20 protein-coding genes are annotated in these 22734 nt (G+C 46.8%); 9 read left to right on the top strand and 11 right to left on the bottom strand.

Going from position 1 to position 22734, the window contains the following annotated elements:
* The first annotated feature begins 4 nt into the window (after nucleotides 1-4).
* The 5 genes from QFZ51_RS01120 to QFZ51_RS01100 all read left to right on the top strand — a co-directional run bounded on the left by QFZ51_RS01120 (nucleotide 5) and on the right by QFZ51_RS01100 (nucleotide 7796).
* The gene (locus QFZ51_RS01120; protein ID WP_429042332.1) at nucleotides 5-1129 is read left to right on the top strand and encodes an efflux RND transporter periplasmic adaptor subunit; all 1125 of its coding nucleotides are present in this window, start codon (nucleotides 5-7) and stop codon (nucleotides 1127-1129) included.
* A 29-nt stretch (nucleotides 1130-1158) separates the two neighbouring features.
* Nucleotides 1159-4716 (top strand): efflux RND transporter permease subunit, encoded by a 3558-nt coding sequence (locus QFZ51_RS01115; protein WP_429042329.1) that lies wholly within the window; start codon nucleotides 1159-1161, stop codon nucleotides 4714-4716.
* Between the two features lie 394 nt (nucleotides 4717-5110).
* A complete protein-coding gene (locus QFZ51_RS01110) occupies nucleotides 5111-5710 on the top strand; it encodes a hypothetical protein (protein WP_429042328.1) in 600 nt (199 codons plus the stop codon).
* Nucleotides 5685-6380 carry an aminotransferase class V-fold PLP-dependent enzyme gene (locus QFZ51_RS01105; RefSeq protein ID WP_429051557.1) on the top strand — a complete coding sequence of 232 codons (696 nt, stop codon included), beginning with the start codon at nucleotides 5685-5687 and terminating at the stop codon, nucleotides 6378-6380. The genes QFZ51_RS01110 and QFZ51_RS01105 overlap by 26 nt, the downstream gene beginning before the upstream one ends.
* Before the next feature lie 9 nt (nucleotides 6381-6389).
* Nucleotides 6390-7796: a 2'-5' RNA ligase family protein gene (locus QFZ51_RS01100; RefSeq protein WP_429042326.1), complete on the top strand. Its 1407-nt coding sequence runs from the start codon at nucleotides 6390-6392 to the stop codon at nucleotides 7794-7796.
* Nucleotides 7797-7901: 105 nt separating this feature from the next.
* Here the strand turns inward: QFZ51_RS01100 and QFZ51_RS01095 are convergent, their stop codons facing one another.
* The 3 genes from QFZ51_RS01095 to QFZ51_RS01085 all read right to left on the bottom strand — a co-directional run bounded on the left by QFZ51_RS01095 (nucleotide 7902) and on the right by QFZ51_RS01085 (nucleotide 10144).
* Nucleotides 7902-8648: a head GIN domain-containing protein gene (locus tag QFZ51_RS01095; protein ID WP_429042324.1), complete on the bottom strand. Its 747-nt coding sequence runs from the start codon at nucleotides 8646-8648 to the stop codon at nucleotides 7902-7904.
* A 178-nt stretch (nucleotides 8649-8826) separates the two neighbouring features.
* Complete coding sequence (locus QFZ51_RS01090; protein ID WP_429042322.1) at nucleotides 8827-9144, bottom strand: carboxypeptidase-like regulatory domain-containing protein; 318 nt, start codon at nucleotides 9142-9144, stop codon at nucleotides 8827-8829.
* Between the two features lie 259 nt (nucleotides 9145-9403).
* Entirely contained in the window at nucleotides 9404-10144 is a 741-nt protein-coding gene (locus QFZ51_RS01085) for a Bax inhibitor-1/YccA family protein (RefSeq protein ID WP_429042320.1), read from the bottom strand.
* A 280-nt stretch (nucleotides 10145-10424) separates the two neighbouring features.
* Between QFZ51_RS01085 and QFZ51_RS01080 the strand changes: the two genes are divergently transcribed.
* Together QFZ51_RS01080 and QFZ51_RS01075 are read left to right on the top strand one after the other, a co-directional pair.
* Nucleotides 10425-12275, top strand: coding sequence for a 2-oxoacid:acceptor oxidoreductase subunit alpha (locus QFZ51_RS01080; RefSeq protein WP_370908479.1), 1851 nt, complete (start codon nucleotides 10425-10427; stop codon nucleotides 12273-12275).
* A 138-nt stretch (nucleotides 12276-12413) separates the two neighbouring features.
* Nucleotides 12414-13001: a DUF6134 family protein gene (locus QFZ51_RS01075; protein ID WP_429042317.1), complete on the top strand. Its 588-nt coding sequence runs from the start codon at nucleotides 12414-12416 to the stop codon at nucleotides 12999-13001.
* A gap of 57 nt (nucleotides 13002-13058) precedes the next feature.
* Here QFZ51_RS01075 and QFZ51_RS01070 read toward each other — a convergent pair whose 3' ends face one another.
* The 8 genes from QFZ51_RS01070 to gldA form a co-directional block, all read right to left on the bottom strand.
* Complete coding sequence (locus QFZ51_RS01070; RefSeq protein WP_429042315.1) at nucleotides 13059-14249, bottom strand: Gfo/Idh/MocA family protein; 1191 nt, start codon at nucleotides 14247-14249, stop codon at nucleotides 13059-13061.
* A gap of 20 nt (nucleotides 14250-14269) precedes the next feature.
* Entirely contained in the window at nucleotides 14270-15487 is a 1218-nt protein-coding gene (locus tag QFZ51_RS01065; RefSeq protein WP_370908476.1) for a nucleoside permease, read from the bottom strand.
* A gap of 104 nt (nucleotides 15488-15591) precedes the next feature.
* Complete coding sequence (locus QFZ51_RS01060) at nucleotides 15592-16320, bottom strand: YqjF family protein (protein WP_429042312.1); 729 nt, start codon at nucleotides 16318-16320, stop codon at nucleotides 15592-15594.
* A gap of 1 nt (nucleotide 16321) precedes the next feature.
* A complete protein-coding gene (gene nth / locus QFZ51_RS01055; RefSeq protein WP_429042311.1) occupies nucleotides 16322-16969 on the bottom strand; it encodes an endonuclease III in 648 nt (215 codons plus the stop codon).
* A 39-nt stretch (nucleotides 16970-17008) separates the two neighbouring features.
* The gene (locus tag QFZ51_RS01050; protein WP_429042309.1) at nucleotides 17009-17227 is read right to left on the bottom strand and encodes a hypothetical protein; all 219 of its coding nucleotides are present in this window, start codon (nucleotides 17225-17227) and stop codon (nucleotides 17009-17011) included.
* A 112-nt stretch (nucleotides 17228-17339) separates the two neighbouring features.
* Nucleotides 17340-17651 (bottom strand): FtsB family cell division protein, encoded by a 312-nt coding sequence (locus tag QFZ51_RS01045; protein WP_429042307.1) that lies wholly within the window; start codon nucleotides 17649-17651, stop codon nucleotides 17340-17342.
* 88 nt (nucleotides 17652-17739) lie between these two features.
* Nucleotides 17740-19029: a phosphopyruvate hydratase gene (eno, locus tag QFZ51_RS01040; RefSeq protein WP_429042305.1), complete on the bottom strand. Its 1290-nt coding sequence runs from the start codon at nucleotides 19027-19029 to the stop codon at nucleotides 17740-17742.
* 97 nt (nucleotides 19030-19126) lie between these two features.
* Nucleotides 19127-20047 (bottom strand): gliding motility-associated ABC transporter ATP-binding subunit GldA, encoded by a 921-nt coding sequence (gene gldA, locus QFZ51_RS01035; protein WP_429042302.1) that lies wholly within the window; start codon nucleotides 20045-20047, stop codon nucleotides 19127-19129.
* A 355-nt stretch (nucleotides 20048-20402) separates the two neighbouring features.
* On the opposite strand from gldA, the gene QFZ51_RS01030 reads away from it, so the two are divergent.
* Entirely contained in the window at nucleotides 20403-22091 is a 1689-nt protein-coding gene (locus QFZ51_RS01030) for a M23 family metallopeptidase (protein WP_429042300.1), read from the top strand.
* A 31-nt stretch (nucleotides 22092-22122) separates the two neighbouring features.
* Nucleotides 22123-22584 (top strand): thioredoxin-dependent thiol peroxidase, encoded by a 462-nt coding sequence (bcp, locus tag QFZ51_RS01025; RefSeq protein ID WP_429042297.1) that lies wholly within the window; start codon nucleotides 22123-22125, stop codon nucleotides 22582-22584.
* Nucleotides 22585-22734 lie beyond the last annotated feature (150 nt).

Here is a 22734-nt window from a genome sequence, read left to right as displayed (position 1 = left end):
CTATATGATCAAAAAATATTCTTTCCTGATCCCTTTTGTCGCCCTGATGCTCGCATCCTGCGGTGGTGGTGGAAATAAAGCTGAACAGCTGGAGAAGCTGAAACAGGAGAAAGTAAAATATAACGAAGACATCGACAAAAAAATAGCAGCGCTGGAAAAGGAAGCAGGTGTGAAAGATACGACGCAGCAGAAAATGAAAGATGTTACCGTAACTGCTATCACGGATACCATATTTGAACATTATATAGATGTGCAGGGAAGTGTGGACGCCCGCGAAAACGTAAACGTTTCCGCCCGCGTACCGGGAGTAATTACCAACATTTTTGTAAGAGAAGGACAGGCAGTAAAACAGGGACAAACACTGGCCCAGGTGGATGACCAGGTGCTGAGAGCCAACATGGCGGAACTCCGTACCCAGATGGACCTGGCTAACACCCTGTTTGAAAAACAGAAAAACCTGTGGTCACAGAAAATAGGTTCCGAAGTACAATATCTCAACGCCAAAAACCAGAAGGAAAGCCTGGAAAGGAAGATGGCCACCCTGCAGGATCAGCAGTCGCAAACCCGCATCATTGCACCTATCAGCGGTACCGTAGATGCAGTAATCGCCAAGGTGGGAGACAATGCAGCCCCGGGCGCACCAGCCTTCCGCGTGGTAAACGCCAACAACCTGAAGGTAACTGCCAACGTAGCGGAAGCTTACGCCGGTTTGCTGAAATCAGGAGATGCAGTGATCTTATCTTTCCCTGATATTAACCGCGAAATACGCAGCACTATCGGGTTTGCATCCAGGACCATTGATCCGCTGAGCCGCACCATCAAAATTGAAGTGCCGCTGAAACCGGATGCCGGTCTGCGTCCTAACATGATCGCCCGCATCAGGATCGTGGATTATGTCGCTAAGAACGCAGTGGTAGTTCCGGTAAGCGTGATCCAGTATACCTCCGGAAAGCCTTATGTAATGGTCGCGCAAAATGCCAACGGTAAAATGGTGGCACAACGCAAAACAATAGATATGGGCCGCACCTACAATGATAAGGCTGAAATAAAGAGTGGTTTGACAACAGGTGATAAAGTTATCACCACCGGTTTTCAGGGGTTGAACGATAACGACCTGATTAAATTATAAAGCTGATTCAAACAGCTAAAACCAAGTGTATGCAAGACAATCTCCATAAAGAATTTAAGCCTACCAGCTGGTCCATTGATAATAAGGTAAGCGTATACGTGGCTACCATTATCATTGCATTGGCAGGTATACTTTCCTATATTAACCTGCCGAAGGAACAGTTTCCCGAGGTAGTGTTCCCGCAGTTCTATATCAACACCGTCAATGCTGGTACTTCCCCGGAAGATATGGAAACAACGGTGACCAAACCGATAGAAAAACAACTGAACGGCATCTCTGGCGTAAAGAAGATCAAGAGTACTTCCATGCAGGATTTCTCTGCGATCACCATTGAGTTCAATGCCAATGAAGATATTGAAGCTGCGCGTCAGCAGGTGCGGGAAAAAGTAGACGATGCAAAGAAAGATCTGCCAAAGGACCTGACCCAGGAACCGCAGATTGTGAAGATAGATGTGTCGCAGATTCCTATCATGAACGTAAACCTTTCCGGCGACTTTGACCTGCAAACACTGAAAAAGTATGCGGATGATATGAAAGACCGGATTGAGGCGCTGAATGAAATTACCCGTGTGGACCTGGTAGGTGAACTGGAACGCGAAATCCAGATCAACGTGGACAAATACAAAATGGATGCGGCCAAGATCAGCTTTGAAGATATCATCGGCGCCATCCAGGGAGAAAACATCACCATCTCCGGTGGTCTTGTTGCGATGGACGGTCAGAAACGTAGCCTGAGCGTAAAAGGAGAATATAAAGATCCGGGAAGAATAGGTAACATCATTGTACGCGGCCAGTCTGGTGCAACAGTATACCTGAAAGATATTGCCAACGTGGTAGATGGTTTCCTGGAACAGGAAAGCTATGCGCGGCTTGGCGGAAAGAACGTAATCACGCTCAACGTTATTAAGCAAAGTGGTAAAAACCTGATCGATGCATCCGATAAGATCCAGGCGATTACAAAGGACATGAAGGAAAACTACTTCCCTAAAAACCTGGAAGTAACTATCACGGCAGACCAGTCGAAATCTACCCGCGTAACCCTGCACGACCTGATCAACACCATTATTATCGGCTTCCTGCTGGTAACTGTTATCCTGATGTTTTTCATGGGAGCGGTTAATGCGATCTTCGTGGCATTATCGGTGCCAATTTCCATGTTTATCGCATTTTTACTGATGCCGATGTACGGGTTTACGTTAAACATGATGGTGCTGTTCTCCTTCCTGCTGGCATTGGGTATTGTAGTGGATGATGCCATTGTGGTGATAGAAAACGTACACCGTATTTATAACCAGCGAAAGGACCTGGGCATTGTGAAGGCAGCTAAAATAGCTGCGGGAGAAGTGTTCCTGCCGGTATTCTCCGGTACCCTTACAGTGCTGGCGCCGTTTGTGCCGCTGCTGTTCTGGCCTGGTGTGATCGGTAAGTTCATGTTCTATCTGCCGGTTACGCTGATCACAACACTCGGCGCATCGCTGGTGGTGGCGTATATCATTAACCCGGTGTTTGCGGTGGATTTCATGGACAGGCACGAAGGTGAAAACCATCCGAAGCCTAAGTTTGATAAGAAATTTACGATCCTTTCCGGTGTGTTTGCCTTGCTGGCGCTCGTAGGTTATGCCAATGGCAGCATAGGGGTGGGCAATTTTGTGGTATTCCTTTACCTGTTGATCGTATTGGAACGTTTCTGGTTAGGTGGCGTGGCTCGCCGCTTCCAGCATGGATTCTGGCCGAAAGTACAGGACCGTTACAAACGCATATTGCAGTGGTGTTTGCTGGGATGGCGCCCGGTATGGATCGTGGTGGCTACGTTTGGGCTACTGATCTTCAGTATTATGCTAACGGCTATACGAAATCCGAAAGTGGTGTTCTTCCCGCAGGCAGATCCCAACTTCATCTATACTTACATAGAATTACCCAATGGTACCGACCAGAAGTATACCGATTCTATCACTAACCTGGTGGAAAAACGTATCACCAGGGTAGTGGGTGAAAAGAACCCGATAGTGGAATCTATTATTTCCAATGTGGCCAAAGGCGCCGGCGATCCTTCGCAGATGGATCTCAGCACGCAGCCGCAGAAGGGTAAGGTAACGGTCGCCTTTGTGGAATTTGGTGCGAGGGATGGGCAGTCGACCGTACAATATCTCGATAAAATCCGTAATGCCGTTAAAGGTATCCCGGGAACCAATATCACGGTAGAGCAGGAGCAGGGTGGTCCGCCAACCGGTAAGCCTATCAATATTGAAATCAGCGGCGATAATTTTGATGAGCTGACCAGCAGTTCGTTCAGACTTAAACGTTATCTCGATTCCCTGCAGATTGCGGGTGTAGAGGAACTGAAGAGCGATTTCGAGGACAATAAGCCGGAGATAGTAGTAGATATAGACCGGGAGCGGGCTAATGCGGAAGGTATTTCTACCGGCCAGATCGGTGGAGCTCTTCGTACAGCGCTATTCGGAGCTGAAGCCTCCAAGATCCGTGATGCAAAAGATGAGTATAAGATTATGGTAAGATTAAATGAGGATCAGCGGAACAATATTAATAACCTGATGAACCTCAACCTGGTATACCGCGATATGAATATGGGCGGAGCAATACGCCAGGTGCCGTTATCGGCGGTAGCGGATATTCATTATTCCAACACTTTTGCAGGTATTAAGCGTATAGACCAGAAACGTGTAATTACGCTGTATTCCAACATCTTAACAGGTGCGAATGCGAATGAAGTGGTACAGCATATTGAATCATCGCTGAAGGACTTTACCCATCCGAACTCCGTGACTATTAAAATGACCGGTGAGCAGGAAGACCAGCAGGAAACCATGAACTTCCTGATGATGGCGATGCTTGGAGCATTTGGGTTGATCCTGATGATTATGGTGACCCAGTTCAACTCTATCGGCCGCCCGATGATCATCTTTATGGAGATCCTGTTTAGTATCATCGGTGTGTTCCTGGGCTTCTCCATCTTTAAAATGGATATTTCCATTGTAATGACGGGTGTGGGTATTATGGCCCTGGCAGGTATTGTGGTGCGTAATGGTATCGTACTGGTAGAGTTTACGGACCTGTTGATCCAGCAGAAGATGCCGGTATATGAAGCGGTGGTGGAAGCGGGTCGTACCCGTATGACGCCGGTAATATTAACCGCAATTGCTGCTATTTTGGGTCTGATTCCGCTGGCAGTGGGCTTTAACATCGACTTTGCCGCGCTGTTCAGTGAGTTCAAACCGCATATATTCTTTGGTGGGGATAACGTGGCCTTCTGGGGGCCGCTGGCCTGGACAATGGTATACGGGTTGATTTTCGCGACTTTCCTGACCCTGGTACTGGTGCCGGTGATGTACGCCATGAACAAGCGTTCCATTGATGTGCTGGACCGGTTCAATATGCCACGGTGGCTGAAGTACGTGCCTTTCCTGGTGCTGATTATCAAAGCGGTGTTCATGAAGCGGGATGAAGTGAGGAAGCTGCATGATCCAAAGTACCTGTCGCCCAAGCCATATGACTTTTTCCCGGAGCCGGAGGCTACTGAAGAGCCGGTGCTGGGGAAGAAGAAAGTGGATGGTATCTCCGTTAATTAAGTTTTTTTTCAATACAGTGTAACAGTTGTAGGTTAACAGTCTCCGTCCCGATTCTTCGGGACGGATTTTTTTTGTATATTACAGCCGGAACGACTTTTTTTCTTTCATTAACAAATTTTAACATTTGGAATGAGTGGCATTTGAAAAGCCTTTATTACTTTTGACCCCTCAGACAGTTGTTGACACGTTACTAGCCATATACAGCCTTAGCCTTATATGCCATATGATAAAATAAGAGATAATATAAATAAAGACGCCTGTTTTGAACAGTTCAGTTAGGCCATTAGCCTGTAATAATCAGTAAGTAGAGAAATAAGATAATCAGCACAGCTTTCTTGACAATAGCAGCACCGCCATTAAAAGATAACTAAGGCGCAGACAAGATTGGAAGACCATGGAGTATGTAGCATCATTAGCATTTGCTAAAGAGAAGGACCAACAGGATACCTTAAATAAATTCAGAGCACAGTTTTATTTTCCACAACGTAACGGGAAGGATGCTATTTATTTATGTGGCAACTCACTGGGATTACAGCCAAAGAATGTGAAAGCGGCGATAGAGCAGGAGTTGGCGGATTGGCAACAATGTGCAGTAGAGGGGTATTGGGCGGCTAAGAATCCATGGTTATATTATCAGCAGTATTGCAGTAAGCCTTTAACAGCGATATTGGGTGCGAGTCAGCAGGAGTTGACGGTGATGAATACGCTGACGGTGAATCTGCATTTAATGATGCTTAGTTTTTACCGGCCAAACAAACAGCGGTTTAAAGTGTTAATGGAGGCAGGGGCTTTTCCGAGCGACCAGTACGCAGTTGAAACCCAGGTAAAGTTCCATGGTTACGATCCGGAAAGTGCAATCATAGAAGTTTCCCCGCGACCCGGAGAACATTTGATAAGATTAGAAGATATTTTAGAGATTATTAACACAGAAAGTGATAGCTTAGCATTGGTTTTGTTTGGAGGTATAAATTATTATACCGCGACAGTTTTTTGATATACCCGCTATAACGGCAGCTGCGCATAAGGCCGGCGCTTATGCAGGTTTCGACCTGGCACACGTAGCAGGAAATATACCGGTAGAATTGCACAATTGGGAAGTAGATTTTGCCGTTTGGTGCTCATATAAGTACCTGAATGGTGGACCCGGCGCAGTAGGAGGCGCATTTGTACATGAGAAACACGCCAGCGACCGTAATTTTCTTAGACTGGGCGGCTGGTGGGGCAATGAAGAGAGTGCACGTTTTAAAATGGAAAAAGGGTTTGTGCCTAAAAAAGAAGCTGAAGGATGGCAACAGAGCACCGCTCAGGTGTTTAACATGGTTAGCCTGAAAGCATCCCTGGAATTATTTGAAGCGGCCGGTATCGGCGCTTTACGTAGCAAAAGTGAAGGAATGACCAATTATCTTGAATTTCTTTTGCAACAGTTAAAAGGCATAAATTTCCAGATTATAACACCGAAAAATTGTAATGAACGTGGCGCTCAGTTATCTTTGTTGTTCCTAGACAAAGGTAAAGAGATACATCAACGGATGACCGATGCCGGTATAATCGTTGACTGGAGAGAGCCCGGAGTTATCAGGGTATCACCGGCACCCTTATATAACTCCTATCAGGACGTATTTCATTTTTATGAAATCATAGCTAATATTGCTTCAAACGCTTAATTAAGTAAGATGACTTTTGAGAGAAACGAACGCCCCCGCAGGCCTTATTCTTCTGATACCAACAAAGAGAATGATCCCAATAAGGAGAAAGGCGATGACAAACCCAATTTAAATAACGAGCGGGAAGGCGGCAAACCCGACTACAACAGTGGTGGCTCAGAAGGGCGCACTGGTTACAATCGAGAAGGCGGATATCGTCCGCGCACAGACTACAATCGTGATGGCGGCACAGGTGGCGGCTACAACCGTGAAGGCGGTAGTGGTGGTTACAACCGTGATGGCGGTAGTGGTGGCTACAACCGAGATGGTGGTGGCGGCAATTACAACCGTGATGGCGCAGGTGGCGGCTACAACGGTGGTGGTGGATACGATCGCGGCGGAAGCGGCGGTGGTGGCTACAACCGCGGTGGTGGTGGTTACAGCGGCGGCAGTGGCGGCGGTGGATACGATCGCGGCGGCGGTGGCGGAGGCTACAACCGTGGTGGTGGTGGCTACGGCGGCGGCAGTGGCGGTGGTGGATACGATCGCGGCGGAAGCGGCGGTGGTGGATACGACCGTGGCGGCAGTGGCGGCGGTGGTTATAATCGCGGCGGTGGCGGCGGAGGATACGATCGCGGCGGAAGCGGCGGTGGTGGATACGATCGTGGCGGCGGCGGTGGTGGTTACAATCGCGGCGGTGGCGGCGGTGGTTACGACCGTGGCGGTGGCGGCGGTGGTTACAATCGCGGCGGTGGCGGCGGTGGATACGATCGCGGCGGCGGTGGCGGTGGATACAATCGCGGCGGTGGCGGCGGTGGTGGATACCGTGGCGGCGGCGCTCCAAGACAAGGTGGAAGACCTCAACGTTTCGAACCAAAACCAGATAACAAAATATACTTTATCGCACTGCTGCCAACTGCAGAAGTAGGTAAAGAAATTATAAAGATCAAACAGGAATTTGCAGAACAATACGGTCCTATGTACGCACTGAAAGTGCTGCCGCATATTACCCTGCAGGTACCTTTCACTGCTGATCCGGCATTGGAAAAAGCTTTCTGTGATGAACTGACGGAATTTGCCAAAACTCAGGCTCCTTTCGAAGTTTCCCTGAAAGGCTTCGGTACTTTCCCGAATAAACAGAACCGTGTACTGTTCATCAACGTGGAAAAAAGTGAAACCATGTCTGCTATGCACCGTCAGCTGATCAACTTCCTGCGTAAGGAATTTGGATTCAGCACCATGCTGGCACGTACAGGATTTACGCCTCACGTTACCGTGGCTTTTAAAGACCTGGAAGATGATCAGTTCAACAAAGCATGGCCTGAATATGAAAACAAGGACTACGAGGCTACTTTTAAAGTAAACAACCTCTACTTCCTCCGTCACAACGGTAAATCATGGGAAGTGCTGCAGAAATGCAAATTAGGTGGCGCCTGATAAATGCACCATCTTTAAAATAATAAAAGGCCCCCGCACCTGCAGGGGCCTTTTCATTTTAAACACAGACAGTATAACAGTGTAGGTTAAACGAAGTTCATATCATTACTGCTTCACTATCTTACCGGAACCCTTTACCTCCGCCACTACCTTCGCTTCACCGGTATAAAAAATGTTTCCGCTGCCATAGATCCTGGCATCCAGGTTCTTCCTTACATACACGCGATGCTCACCGGAACCACGGATGGTAATACTGGCATGCTGCACTTCCAGGTTCATGGCGGCGATATTGCCGCTGCCGTTAATATCGCTGTTTAGGGAGCCCGCAAATCCACGCATGTTAATATTGCCCGAGCCGTTGATAGTTGTGTTAAGCGTAGCGGCATCCAGTATAAGCGCGGCATTGGCGCTGCCATTGAGTTCGTACTTAAATAAGGAAGTATGTATGGTATCCTGATTATCTAAGGATCCCGAACCATCGAACTTTATTCGTTGAAAGAGAGGATTGTGTACATATATTTTCATAGGCTGATGATGCCGGATGTTAACCTGGTTTTTTACCCGGATAAATAAGGTATTGCTGCGCATTCCCGTTTCTATCACACCCATAATATTATCTTCTGCTTTTATTTCCACCTTCGCGTTGTTTTCCTGTAACAGGTGTACCTCAAATGGTCCTGATATTTCCACATCCGTGAAATGACCTGTGGTACGGACTTCCGTTACTACGTTGCCAGAGCCGGAAATGTTTTCTTTGGTACAGCCGGATAAGATAATACTAAAGATGGCAATCATCAGCAGCAACCATCCAATACTCAAACTTGTATACGTTATAATAAACTGCTTTTTCATAAACATCATTTTAAAAAAGGGGTACTTTAAGAAATGACGTTTAGAGAAAGGCTTACCCCTATGAGGGGAGAAAAGATAATATTTTCCGGGAGAGGGTATAAATGAAAGAAGCCGGCCGTACAGACGTACGGAACCGGCTTTTTGATTAACCCCTATGAAAACAAACTATTGCTCTTGTTTAATGTGCTAATTTAATTTCTCCTAAATCAGTGGATTTTCCATCATCCACTTTAACATCTGTAACAGTTGCAGGCTTATATGGCGCTTTCGCTCCTATTATAACGGTATATGCACCAGCTTTCGCATTCTGAAAATTAAATGCGCCATCTGTAACAGGCGATGTCAACGTATCTGTTCCCTGAATGGCCCAGGCTTCGGTAGCTCCTTCAGCCGGTGTTACTTTACCTGCTATGGTTCCACCATCAACGCCCTTAAATGCGAAGGCTCCAAACGCTACAGCTGCAAGTGCTAACATGCTTACTTTTATCTTCTTCATAGCTTACAATTTTAAACGGTTTAACAATAAAGGTTACATGGTAAGTAAAGGTGTTAGCATTTTTTTACTACTGTTTTAAGATGTAAAAGAACTTGTTGTTATAGCCCGATTTTGCAATTACGATGCCATAATATTTTGAAGTGATGCCATTTAACATATCTTTTGGAAGACATTAACAAAAACAATGGCCGGTATATTTAAAAAGAAAAGGCCGCCACATTCGCTGTGGCGGCCTTTTTAAGGTGCTTATATCTGTAACTTATCTTCTGTTTAATTTGCTCATGAGGCGCAGTATTTCCAGGTATAACCATACCAGGGTTACCATTAAACCAAACGAAGCATACCACTCAAAATATTTGGGTGCACCCTGCAACGCGCCCTGTTCAATCATATCAAAATCCATGATCAGGTTCAGGGCTGCAATAGCTACCACCACCAGGGAAAATATGATACCGAAAGTACCACTGCTGTGAATCAGCGGCATTTCAATGTTAAACATGCGCAGTACAATGGCAATCAGGTAAAAGATACCGATACCCAGCGTAGCAGTCATCACGATGGATTTAAAACGCTCAGTTGCCCGGATCACCCCTGTGCGATAGAGGATCAGCATGGCAATGAAAGTACCAAAGGTTAAACCTACTGATTGCATTACAATGCCCGGCCATTTGGCCTCAAACATAGCGGAAATAGCTCCGAGAAATAAACCTTCTGCTATAGCATATGCTGGGGCGAGGTAAGCCGACCATTCTTTTTTGAAGATAATTACCAGTGCCAGTATAAATCCACCGATGGCGCCACCAAAGGCCAATGGCATTACCATGCCGCTATTCCTGTAAAATTCTCCCCATGAAAAAATCGCTGCCGCCATTAACATCAGGAGCATAAAAGACATTTTGTTAACGGTGCCACGGATGGTCATGGTCTCCCCTGCGATGTGAGGCGCTTTATCAAATATACTTTGCTTCAGTACAGGGTTGTTCGATTCAAAGAGTGCCATAAAGTATAGTTTAATTTTATGGGTTAAAAATACGATTTGATTTGATATCAGGCGTAGTTATACTGCTGAAAAAGGGCAAAATTAGCATTTCTATAACCATAACTTCCCGTTATCAGCCATAACTATAAGTAATGGGAATGCTTTATTCAGGTAAGGATAGTCTACCAAAGTTGTGTACTTTTGTGATCGGATCGGGAATAATATTGCAGGGCAGTGGGTTCCTACCTCCCGATTACCTAAATTTACATCTTTAAAAAGAATATCTTAAAAGAATAAATAGATGCCTAATACTTCGATTCAACAGCTGGAGGATGTAGTGATAAAATTTGCGGGCGACAGTGGAGACGGGATGCAGTTAACCGGTACCCAGTTTTCAAACAACACCGCATTATTCGGTAATGACCTGAGCACATTCCCGGATTTTCCGGCAGAAATCCGTGCCCCAATAGGTACGTTACCCGGCGTGAGCGGTTTCCAGCTACACTTTTCTTCTAACAGAATATTCACCCCCGGCGATGCCTGCGATGTGCTGGTAGTGATGAACGCGGCAGCATTGAAGGCCAACCTGAAAGGACTTAAAAAAGGCGGCATTATCCTCGCCAATACAGATGGTTTTGATGCTAAGAACCTTCGCCTGGCCAACTACCCGGAAGGCGTAAACCCGCTGGAAGATGGCTCCCTGGCGCCATACCAGTTGCATACCATGGATGTAACCAAAATGACGCGCGAAGCGCTGAAGGATACTACCCTGGGTATGAAAGAGAAAGACCGCGCAAAAAATATGTTTGTACTGGGATTCCTGTACTGGCTGTACGACCGTAATATGGAAAATACAGAAGTGTTCCTGAAAGAGAAATTCGGCAAAAAACCGGAAATCCTGGACAGTAACCTGAAAGTACTGCATGCCGGCTACAACTTTGCCGATACCGTAGAAGCCTTTACCACCCGCTATCGCGTGGAAAAGGCCCGGATGGAACCAGGTACCTACCGCAGCATCACCGGTAACACAGCCCTGGCTTACGGCCTGGTGGCAGCCTCACAGAAGGCAAACCTGCCCCTGTTCCTCGGTACCTACCCGATCACACCAGCTTCCGATATCCTGCATGAACTGAGCCGCTTCAAGAATTTTGGTATCCGTACCTTCCAGGCAGAAGACGAAATTGCCGGTATCACCTCCGCCATCGGTGCGTCCTATGGCGGTCATATGGGCGTAACCACTACTTCCGGCCCCGGTATGGCACTGAAAGGTGAAGCCATGGGACTGGCAGTAATGCTGGAAATACCTTTGATAATCGTTGATATTCAACGCGGTGGCCCCTCTACCGGGCTGCCTACCAAAACGGAACAGTCCGACCTGTTACAGGCCTATTATGGCCGTAACGGAGAGTGCCCGATGCCAATAGTTTCTGCATCCACTCCGGCAGATTGTTTTGACGCGGTATTTGAAGCGTTCCGTATCTCTGTAAAACATATGACACCGGTTATTTTCCTCAGTGATGGCTACATCGCCAATGGTTCTGAACCCTGGCGCTTCCCTAAAGCCGCCGACCTGCCCGCCATTGAAGTAAAATTCAAGAAAGGTCTGGAAGAAGGAGAGGAACAATTCCTGCCATACCACCGTGATGAAAACCTGGTACGCCCCTGGGCAGTACCCGGCACGCCTGGCCTGGAACACCGGATTGGCGGCCTGGAAAAACAGAACATCACCGGTAACGTAAGCTACGATCCGGAAAATCACCAGCTAATGGTGAAGATCCGCCAGGAAAAAGTAGATAAGATCGCAGATCATATTCCATTACAGCAAATAGAACTTGGTCCGGAGAAAGGCAAGGTCCTCGTATTGGGCTGGGGCTCCACCTATGGCGCCATTAAAAGTGCCGTGCTGGACCTGCTGGCAGAAGGACACGAAGTAGCGCATGCACATATCCGCTATATCCGTCCTTTCCCTAAAAACCTGGGCGAAATACTGCACAGCTATGATAAAGTGCTGATTCCTGAAATCAATAACGGCCAGCTGATCAAAATTATCCGTGATCAGTTCCTTATTGACGCACAAGGCTATCATAAAATTATGGGCGTACCTATTACCAAAGGTGAACTGATTACCAAAATCAGGGAAATGCTGGCATAAACTACGGCTACATATTATTTTAAAGTACACAATAAAAAATCCTGTCCGTTGTGACAGGATTTTTTGTATTTTCCTTGATGGGAGGAACACTTACAGCTACTACTTCCCCAAATATATTGTTAGTTTAAGTCAACTATTATGAATAGTCTTTTTAGGATTTTGTTTATCACTTTCACAGTAGCTGTATTGTTTTTGCAGGTAAATGCGCAAACCAATACTTTCGAAGTGCGTATTGCCAATCACGCAGTAGGGACTATTGAGGCTAACCGCAAGCTCACCGGAAGCGCTAAAAGCATCATTATAAAAACACGGATCCAGATCATGCTGTCGAAAATCAACAGCGACATCGCAAATGAATACAATAACAATGTACTCACCAATGCAAAGGTTTCGCGTGTATCCGGTAAATCAGGAGAAGATAAACAAACGATTATCCGTCGTAACGGTAAAGAATATACGATCATAGTGAACGGAGAAAAATCCGTCATAGATACGGAAATAGAGGAGTGTGTTGCTGATCTTTATTTTATTGAACCCCGGCAGCTGAACCGTGTGTTTTCTGAAACGCTGGGCCGCTTCCTGCCCGTGAAACCCCTGGGTGGAGGTGTGTATGAGCTGATACTACCGGAAGGGAAAAAGAACATATTCAAATATGAAAACGGGATCTTAAAACAGGTAGAGGTAAATCATGCACTGGGCAAAGCCTTGTTTGTAAAAATAAGCTAACAGCGGGGATGTGATTATCCTGATAGCCTACCAGGACAATCACATCTATCATAAAGATCACAATACCTGTTCAATGATCTGCCCGCTCACTTTATCTTTCAGGATCAGTTTTTTAGCCCCGAAATGTGTCATTTCTTCTTTTACGAGGTAATACTGATCATTATATTCTGTTAAGGTTTTTGCTTTGGTAACTCCTTCCTGTCCGCGCCAGATTTCCAGTTGCACCGGTTCCCACTGTTTGGTGGCAGCGCTTTTATAGGCCGCATCAAGGATAGCATTTACCACATAGCCGTCGTAAAACGTTTCATTGGCTTCCTTACCGGCTTCCATGGCATCAAACATATTGGTGAACATGTGATTATAGCCCAGTTCATTCAGTTCATCGCCTACAGGAAACAACCAGCCGGAATTACTTTCGGCTTTCTCTGCTACGTAATCGGCGCCTTTGCCGGTGGTAAACATATCAAAGCCGGTACGCAGGAAGCTGTTGAGCCAGATGGTTCCTTCCGTGCCCATTACTTCATCGCGCAGATCGAGGCCGCCGCGGAAAGTCCAGCTTACTTCAAACTGGCCGATAGCGCCGTTCTCATATTTAACGAGGCCAATAGCATGGTCTTCCGCATCAATCGGTTTTACCTGCGTATCTGCCCAGCACATCACTTCTACCGGCTTAATATCCTTCCCGATAAAGTTGCGGCCAATTTCCACGCAGTGGCAGCCCAGGTCCAGGATGCAGCCGCCGCCGGCCTGTTCTTTATCCCAGAACCATTCGCTGTGGGGACCAGGATGCGTTTCCCTGGACTTGGCCCAGAGGATCCTTCCCAGCGCACCCTCTTTCACGCTTTGCAGCGCTTTCAGGAATTTGGGAGTGTACACCAGGTCTTCCAGGTAACCATGGAAGATGCCCGCTTTTTCTACCGCTTCCAGCATGCGCTTCGCTTCCGCTGCATTACGTCCCAGCGGTTTGGTGCAGATCACTGCTTTTTTGTGCTTGCAACAAAGGTTGACTGCTGTTTCATGCAGGTTATTGGGAAGAGATACACAAACTACGTCTACTTCCGGACGGGCAATGGCAGTTTCCATTTCCGTGGTCTGAAAAGCAACATCGTAATCTGTGGCGAACTTTTGCGCGCTTTCTTCCCGGCGGGAATACACACTTACAATTTTATCACGGCTACGCTGTCCCTGCAGGGAGTCGGCATAGAACCGCGCAATAAAACCTGAACCAAGCATTGCTATTTTTGCCATAATAATCGTTTTGCCGATGATTAATGTTTAACAACCGTATTCTTATTACTATCTCTGAAAAACAACATAAACAATACTAATACTACTGCGGCAATACCCGCGGGGATCAGCCAGATGGTATGCCAGTTGTGGCTGTTGGCGCCTGTTTTATATGCGTCTACAATAGGGCCGGAGATGATAAAACCAATTAACATTCCTACGCCATAGGTAGCCAGTGTTACAAAGCCCTGTGCGGAGCTTTTGAATTCCTCACCTGCAATTTTATCGGTATAGATCTGCCCGGTTACAAAGAAGAAATCGTAACAGATACCGTGTAAGATGATACCAACGATCAGCATCCAGTAGTTGGCGTCGATGTCGCCGAAGGAGAACAATGCGTAGCGTACCACCCAGGCGAGCATACCTAATGCCAGCATTTTCTTTACGCCTAACCTGGCGAAGAACAGCGGCATTACCAGCATGAACAGGAACTCCGACATCTGACCCATGGATTGCTTGCCGGCGGCAGCGTTCATGCCTATTTCGTTCAGGAATGGATTGGTGAAGTTATAATAAAATGCCAGCGGAATACAGATGGCAATAGAGGCGAGGAAGAACAGCAGGTAAGAGCGGTTTTTCAGCATCCGGATGGCATCAAGGCCGAGGATTTCTTTTACAGAGATCTGTGTGCCTTTTTTTGCCGGCGGGGTTTTAGGCAGCGTGAAGCTGAACAATCCCAACAGGAGGGAGGCGCCTGCGGCCATTTTAAAGGTAAGATCGAGCGAATTGGTTTTTTCCCACTGCAGCCACCCGATGAGTAAGCCCGCGATAATCCAGCCCACGGTGCCGAATACACGAATAAAAGAAAACTCTTTACTGGGATCACTCATCTGCCGGAAGGAGATGGAATTAACCAACGCCAGGGTGGGCATGTAAAGGATCATATAAATGAGCAACACCGGGTAGAAGCTGTCGTAGCTGGTCATGCCCGAGCATGTCCATAACAGCGCCGCGCCGGCGAGGTGTATCACCCCAAGGATGACCTGTGCAGAAATAAACCGGTCGGCAATAATACCCACAATAAAAGGCGCTATTACTGCACCGATGGACTGCGTAAGAAAGGCATAGCCTACCTGGGTATCGGTGGCGCCCTGCAGATTTTTTAATACGAATGTGCCCAATGTCACAAACCATGCGCCCCAGATAAAAAATTCCAGGAACATCATAAATGATAGTTGTACCCTAACAGCGGATCTCATAGCGACTAATGCTTTATTGATTGAATCTTGATGAACCGCTTAAGATAATAAAATTTCATAATTGCGGCGTGAAATTATTGATGGATAACAGAAACTTCTGCGGTTCACAAAGTACTGTTCCTGATCTTTTTACCGGGCATTACCGTAATGCCGGAGCCGGCGGCGAGTAAAGCACTTGTGGGTGTTTGCTGCAGCATGTTTTCAAACGCGGCGCCGTATAATAGCCGGGTACTGCAATGATAATCAAATCCGGTGACCGGGTGAATGTCCCATTGCGGATGCGTTACCTGGTATTCACCGGTGATTTGGTGATCAAGGCGGGTATAGCCCCAGTAATGGTCTGTAATAAATTGTTCTTCACTGCCGGCAATGATCGGCTGACGCGCTTGCGTGGCGGTAGCCGACAAATGATTCCATTCGTTTTTCACTTTCCAGCGGTAAGCTACTTTCAGGGTGGCCTCATCGGGATTTTCCCAGGAGTGGGTCATGATATGGGTGGCATACTTCTCCCCGTACAGGGTGTTGGCCACAAAGGTGATGAGTGCTTTGGGTACCAGTTCCTTTATAAACACAACTCCACGTTTCCATTCACCGGCCTGTTTGTATCGTACGTAAAAGCGGAGGTTTACCTCTTCAAAAGTGCGGTGACCGGGAAAAGAGAATCCTTTCACCCGTGTGTCCTGGAAAAGAAAGCCAACGAGGCTTATGTAAGTGGTATTGTTCCAGGTATCGAGTTCTGTATGCGCCGGTACATACGCCTTGAGTACGGCGGGATCTGCTTCAAAGTTGATCATCAGCAGGTTTTTCCAGTCGGCGGTGAGGAATGGGCGCATATCAGCTTGCCTTTACAAGTTTTGCATAATATTTACAGGCGGGCCTTAGTCCGCATTCGCCGCACTTCGGGCTCCGGGCCACGCAGATATAGCGGCCATGCAAAATGAGCCAGTGATGGGCGATGTGTACTTTTTCTTTCGGAATATTTTTCAGCAGCTGCAGTTCAGTTTGCAGCGGTGTTTTGGCGTTGGTGGTGAGTCCTATCCTGGCAGACACCCTGAATACGTGGGTATCTACGGCCATGTTGGGTTGCTGATGTACTACGGAGGTGATTACATTGGCTGTTTTGCGGCCTACGCCGGGCAGTTTTATCAGTTCTGGTACGGTAGCGGGTATTTCGCCGTTAAAGTCTTCCACCACCATTTGTGCCATCCCGATAAGGTGTTTGGTTTTATTATTGGGATAGCTGATGCTCCGGATGAGGGGAAACAGGTCGTCGAAGGTGGCTGTGCTGAGGGCATATACGTCCGGGTACTGCGCAAAGATAGCAGGGGTGGTCATGTTCACCCTTTTATCGGTGCATTGTGCAGACAGGATAACGGCTACCAGCAGTTGGTATGGATTGTCGTAGATGAGTTCCGTTTCGGCATTGGGAGCATGTTCCTCAAAGTATTTGAGAACAAATGCATAACGCTCTTTTTGAGTCATGCCATAAAGATAGGAAAAATGAAAAAAGTATGGTCGCTGTTACTGTTCTTCCGCTTTTTGTTTATTGGCGGCGTAGTCGAAAATCAACTGGAGGGTGGCTACTCTTGGCGCATAACGTACGGTGTTCAGGGCTGCTTTGGTGTTGTCAAAGCTGGCTTGCTCTTCCCGGGTTAAAGAAAGATCCTCCTGGTGATGTTTTATATCGCTTTTGGTAACAAGACACAGGGTTGAAAGTACAGAAAGTGTAAAATTACTCATGCATTATTATTTTAATACTAATAATAGGTTCTCTTTTATAACGGATTTTGCCCGGAATCTATTGTTAATTTAAGATAAATTTTTAAGATGCACAAGGGGAAAGGAGGCGGAGTTATTGGGCGGGTGCAGGGGTGATAATGAACAGGTCTTCATTATCTTTTTTCATATAGTATTTTTCGCGGGCAAATTTTTCCAGTTTTTCGGGGCTGGAAAGCAGTTCCTGTTGTTCTTCGCGGGTTTGTTTGATTTGCTGGATAAAGAATTCCTTCTGGTTTTCGAGTTTGTTTACCTCTGACTGAAACTGGTATTGGTACATGAGGTTGGTTTTGTCCAGGAAGGCGATCCAGATTACAAAGGCAGCAAAAGCTATGAAGAACTTATTCTTCAGGACCTTTGGCACTTTTATAAATTTTAATCCGGACATACAGCAATTTACAAATCATTTTTGGATTTCAGATATCCGGCGGTGATGTTGCCGGATATCCGAGATCCAAAAGTTTTTTCCCGAAGGATTATTTTTTAACACTGATAGAGTTGGTAGGATAGATCACTACTTCGCCCAGTGCTTCTTCAATACGGAGTAACTGGTTGTATTTCGCCATACGGTCGGTACGGGAAGCGGAACCGGTTTTGATCTGACCGCAGTTCAGTGCTACAGCGAGATCAGCGATGGTAGTATCTTCTGTTTCGCCGGAACGGTGGCTCATGATGGAAGTGTAACCGGCTTTGTGCGCCATGTTCACTGCATCGATGGTTTCTGTTACGGTACCGATCTGGTTTACTTTTACGAGGATGCTGTTGGCGATACCTTTATCGATACCTTCTTTCAGGCGGAGTACGTTGGTTACGAACAAGTCGTCGCCTACCAGCTGTACGCGGTTGCCTACTGATTCGGTCAGTTTTTTCCAGCCATCCCAGTCATCTTCTGCCATCCCATCTTCGATGGAAACGATCGGATATTTATTTACCCATTCAGTCCAGTAAGCTACCATTTCGTCGCTGCTGATTACTTTCTGGGAGCTTTTGTAGAATTTGTAGCTCTTGGTAGCGTCGTCATACATTTCGCTGCTGGCGGCATCCAGGGCAATAGCTACCTGGGTACCTGGTTCGTAGCCGGCTGCTTTGATGGCTTCCAGTACAGTTTCGATAGCTTCTTCATTGCTCTGGATTTCAGGAGCAAAGCCGCCTTCGTCACCTACATTGGTGCTGTATCCTTTCTTTTTCAGTACGGATTTCAGGTGGTGGAAAATTTCCACGCCCCAGCGCAGGCCTTCAGAGAAAGAAGGAGCACCTACTGGTACGATCATGAATTCCTGGAAGTCGATTTTATTATCCGCATGCGCACCACCATTGATGATGTTCATTAAAGGAATTGGGAGGGTGAAAGCGTTTACACCGCCGAGGTAGCGGTACAGTGGCTGGTTGCTTTCTTCAGCAGCAGCTTTGGCTACCGCCATGCTCACTGCCAGGGTAGCGTTAGCGCCCAGTTTAGCTTTATTAGGAGTACCATCCAATTGAATCAGCATCTTATCAATACCGGCCTGGTCCGTTACTTCCCAGCCAATCAGTTCTTCAGCGATGATATCGTTTACATTACTTACGGCCTGCAGTACGCCTTTGCCCATGTAAACAGCCTTATCATTATCACGCAGTTCTACTGCTTCGTGTTTACCGGTAGAAGCACCGGATGGAACTGCTGCGCGGCCAAAATGTCCGTCTTCTGTGGTTACATCAACCTCAATTGTAGGATTACCACGGCTGTCGAGGATCTGCCTGGCATGGATTTCTGAAATGATACTCATAATTCGAAAAGTTATTATTGTTAGCTATTTATTTAGCATCTGGCGTTAGCTGCGGCTGTTAGTCCCTTCACCACTCCCGGGTTGCTAAAGGCTACAGTTAGTTGCCGGAGGCTTTTGTCAGTTCCCGGAAAATTGTTTCCAGGCTCTGTGAATTGCTCTGCAAAGAAAGTATGTTCCTGTTATTAATCAAAGCAAATTGTAAGAGGTTTTTTCGCACTTCATCTACCTGACTGGTAAATAACTGCCAGCTATGGTCTTCCCGGGCCACCACACGGCTTATGCCGGTGATTGCCAGTAATTCGGCTTCGCTTACCGGCTCCGCAAAGGTAACCTGTAAATAACCATTCCCGGTGTTGTTTTGCTGGATTAACGATAATTTATCGTCGGCGATGATTTTTCCTTTGTTAATGATGATTACCCGGTCGCAGAGCGCCTCTACTTCCTGCATAATATGCGTGGAAAGGATCACCGTTTTATTGGCCCCCAGTTCCCTGATCAACCGCCGGATATCCGCCAGCTGATTGGGGTCCAGCCCGGTAGTGGGCTCATCCAGGATCAGTACTTCCGGATCATGCAGCAGGGCCTGTGCCAGTCCAACCCGTTGTTTATAACCATTAGACAATGCGCCGATCTTTTTGTGCCGCTCCGGTTGAAGCCCCGTTAGCTCAATTACGGATGTAATCCGCTGTGCGCCTGCCTTTCCCAATTGATGGATGCCCGCCACAAATTCCAGGAACTCCCGGATATACATATCATAATACAGGGGATTGGACTCGGGCAGATATCCTACCCTTTTCCGTACCTCCAGCGATTGCGACACAATATCAAACCCGCATACACTGGCCTTCCCGCTGGTAGGCGGTAAGAAACCGGTGATCATCTTCATGGTAGTGGATTTCCCCGCGCCGTTTGGCCCCAGGAAACCAGTGATCTCTCCCTTTTTTAGCTCGAAGGAAATAGCATCCACCGCCCGTTGTTCGCCGTATACTTTACTGAGTTCTGATACCTGGATAGACATGTATGCTTGCACGTTTTGCGGGAACTAATGTACTTAAAAAAGCGGATTTACGCGGATTTTGTCTTTTTCGCTGATTACACTGATTATGCTGATTATTTTGATGTTGTTTTTAATTTTTGGGCAGATGAATAACGGATATACTACTATTGAATTTCGGGCTTTTAAACGGCTGTGTTTAACACGTATACGGGCATACGAAAATGGAATTGCCAGCCACTGGCATGAACCTGTTCCCATCTCTCAAAACACAAAAGCAAAACACAAAAAAGCAAAATCAAAGTAATCAGCATAATCAGTGTAATCAGCGAAAAAGACAAAATCCGCATAAATCCGCTTTTCCCTACATTTGCATATTATGAAGAGAGTCATCGGTCTACTTTGTTTGCTTCCGCAACTGTTACAGGCGCAATCCATCCCGGTAAAGGACTATCCGCAAGGCTATTTCAGGAATCCATTAAATATTCCGATCATACTGGCCGGTAACTTCGGGGAGCTGCGGCCCAACCACTTCCATTCGGGGATGGATATTAAAACCCAGCAAAAGGAAAATCTGCCGGTACACGCAGCTGCGGATGGCTATGTAAGCCGCATCGGCGTATCACATACCGGCTTCGGGAACGTACTTTATATTACTCACCCTAACGGCTATACGACAGTATACGCCCATCTCAACGCCTTTTTTCCTGCCCTGCAGCAATATGTGAAAAAGCAGCAATACCAGGCGGAAAGCTGGGCCAGCGACCTTGCCATTCCCGCCGGCATGTTCCCCGTAAAAAAGGGCGACTTTGTAGCCTGGAGCGGTAATACAGGCGGATCTGCAGGCCCGCACCTGCACTTTGAAATCAGGAACACAACAACAGAAAAACCACTGAACCCCTTGCTCTTTGGTTTCGATATCGCAGATACCAAAGCCCCGGATGTATACCGCCTGGCGATATACGACCGGGAGAAAAGTATTTACGAGCAAAAGCCACTCATAATACCAGTGAAGAAAGTGGGCGGCGAATATGTAACCACCCAGCCGGTTGTTAAAATTAATGCAGCGCAGGCGGGCATTGGCCTAAGCGCCATCGACCGGATGAATACCGGTAATATCTATGGCATTTATGAAGTGACCCTGTTCCAGAATAATGAACCAGATATCGATTTCCAGCTGGATAACATCGGGTATGAGGAAACCCGTTACCTGAACGCACACATCGATTATAAAACAAAGAAAGGCGGCGGACCCTACTACCAGCTGGTGTTTTCCCTGCCCGGAAATAAACTGGATATTTACCACGACCTGAAAGGTGATGGTACCATTCACCTGTCGGACGGCGCTGTACATAATGTAAAGCTGCTGGTAAAGGATGCCTACGGCAATACTTCTACGGTGAAACTGGCCCTGCAGCAGTCAGGTACAGACGATGCACAGAAAGCATGCGCCAACACCATGTACCCCGATTCACGTAATATCTTTGAAAATAACCAGGTGGAATTTTACCTGGATGAGACAGCGCTCTACGACCAGGTATGTTTCAATTACCTGGAAACAGCGTCTGTAAGCACCAAAGCATATTCCAATGTATACCACCTGCACAATGCGCTGGTGCCTGTGCACGACTTCTTTGATGTACGCCTTCGCGCCACCCGTAATGTTCCGGAAAACCTGCAATCGAAAATAGTGATGGTGAGAGAAGGACAGGGCAGCAGCACTTCCGCCACCACCCTGGAAAACGGCTGGTATAAAGGCACTTTCCGCGACTTTGGCAACTTCCACCTGGAAGTAGATACCGTGGCGCCAAAGGTAACCCCGCTGGGCGTGAAGCCGGGCGCTGTTCTTTCAAAAGCTGCCAAAGTATCTTTTGCTATGAATGATGCCAGCGGTATTAAAAGCTACCGTGCAGAACTGGATGGCAAATGGTTGTTGTTGTCGCGGAGAAGTAACGTACTTACCTATACGTTTGATGAACATTGTGAGCCGGGATCGCATATCCTGGTACTGAAGGTAACCGATGTAGCCGGAAATGAAGGCAGCTACAGATTATCATTCAAACGTTAAAATATCATTTCAAACAGCTAAAACCGTAAATATGGGAAACTTAAAAGAAGGCGATAAAGCGCCCGTTTTCAAAGGAAAAGATCAGCATGGCAAAACCGTATCCCTCACCGATTTTAAAGGCAAACGGGTAGTGCTGTATTTTTATCCGAAAGATATGACTCCTGGATGTACGGCCCAGGCCTGTAACCTGCGCGACAACTATAGTACCCTGCTGAAAAAGGGATATGCTGTTGTAGGTGTAAGCACCGACAGCGAACAGAGTCACCAGAAATTTATTGAAAAATATGAACTGCCTTTTACTTTACTGGCAGATGAAGATAAAAAGATCGTACACCAGTATGGTGTGTATGGCGAAAAACAAATGATGGGCAAAACATATGACGGTATTCACCGTACTACTTTCCTCATTGATGAAGAGGGTGTGATTGCGCACATCATCAAAAAGCCTGACACAAAGAACCATACAGAGGAAATCCTGGAATTGTGGAAGTAAGCGGAGGTTGTCTTTCCCGCTGATTACACTGATTTTACTGATTACGCGGATTTTTACTTTTTGGATTTGTTAAGATTTTATGGATAAAAATTAAGGGAGATAAAAGCGAATATCCGCTTATATCTCCCTTAATCATTTATAAATCAAAAA

Origin of the sequence: Chitinophaga sp. W3I9, from assembly GCF_050434025.1 — a bacterium.
Lineage (GTDB): Bacteria > Bacteroidota > Bacteroidia > Chitinophagales > Chitinophagaceae > Chitinophaga.
Note: the sequence above shows the minus strand (reverse complement) of the source record. Positions and strands in the feature narration are given on the sequence as shown.

Bases quoted from the DNA above. Each gene is read 5' to 3' on its own strand.
- QFZ51_RS01045 (WP_429042307.1), bottom strand. From the start codon at position 17,651: ATGTCCGGATTAAAATTTATAAAAGTGCCAAAGGTCCTGAAGAATAAG.
- QFZ51_RS01060 (WP_429042312.1), bottom strand. From the start codon at position 16,320: ATGCGCCCATTCCTCACCGCCGACTGGAAAAACCTGCTGATGATCAAC.
- gldA (WP_429042302.1), bottom strand. From the start codon at position 20,047: ATGTCTATCCAGGTATCAGAACTCAGTAAAGTATACGGCGAACAACGG.
- QFZ51_RS01100 (WP_429042326.1), top strand. From the start codon at position 6,390: ATGACTTTTGAGAGAAACGAACGCCCCCGCAGGCCTTATTCTTCTGAT.
- QFZ51_RS01065 (WP_370908476.1), bottom strand. From the start codon at position 15,487: ATGAGATCCGCTGTTAGGGTACAACTATCATTTATGATGTTCCTGGAA.
- QFZ51_RS01050 (WP_429042309.1), bottom strand. From the start codon at position 17,227: ATGAGTAATTTTACACTTTCTGTACTTTCAACCCTGTGTCTTGTTACC.
- QFZ51_RS01030 (WP_429042300.1), top strand. From the start codon at position 20,403: ATGAAGAGAGTCATCGGTCTACTTTGTTTGCTTCCGCAACTGTTACAG.
- eno (WP_429042305.1), bottom strand. From the start codon at position 19,029: ATGAGTATCATTTCAGAAATCCATGCCAGGCAGATCCTCGACAGCCGT.
- QFZ51_RS01080 (WP_370908479.1), top strand. From the start codon at position 10,425: ATGCCTAATACTTCGATTCAACAGCTGGAGGATGTAGTGATAAAATTT.
- nth (WP_429042311.1), bottom strand. From the start codon at position 16,969: ATGACTCAAAAAGAGCGTTATGCATTTGTTCTCAAATACTTTGAGGAA.
- QFZ51_RS01120 (WP_429042332.1), top strand. From the start codon at position 5: ATGATCAAAAAATATTCTTTCCTGATCCCTTTTGTCGCCCTGATGCTC.
- bcp (WP_429042297.1), top strand. From the start codon at position 22,123: ATGGGAAACTTAAAAGAAGGCGATAAAGCGCCCGTTTTCAAAGGAAAA.
- QFZ51_RS01115 (WP_429042329.1), top strand. From the start codon at position 1,159: ATGCAAGACAATCTCCATAAAGAATTTAAGCCTACCAGCTGGTCCATT.
- QFZ51_RS01085 (WP_429042320.1), bottom strand. From the start codon at position 10,144: ATGGCACTCTTTGAATCGAACAACCCTGTACTGAAGCAAAGTATATTT.
- QFZ51_RS01075 (WP_429042317.1), top strand. From the start codon at position 12,414: ATGAATAGTCTTTTTAGGATTTTGTTTATCACTTTCACAGTAGCTGTA.
- QFZ51_RS01095 (WP_429042324.1), bottom strand. From the start codon at position 8,648: ATGAAAAAGCAGTTTATTATAACGTATACAAGTTTGAGTATTGGATGG.
- QFZ51_RS01090 (WP_429042322.1), bottom strand. From the start codon at position 9,144: ATGAAGAAGATAAAAGTAAGCATGTTAGCACTTGCAGCTGTAGCGTTT.
- QFZ51_RS01110 (WP_429042328.1), top strand. From the start codon at position 5,111: ATGGAGTATGTAGCATCATTAGCATTTGCTAAAGAGAAGGACCAACAG.
- QFZ51_RS01070 (WP_429042315.1), bottom strand. From the start codon at position 14,249: ATGGCAAAAATAGCAATGCTTGGTTCAGGTTTTATTGCGCGGTTCTAT.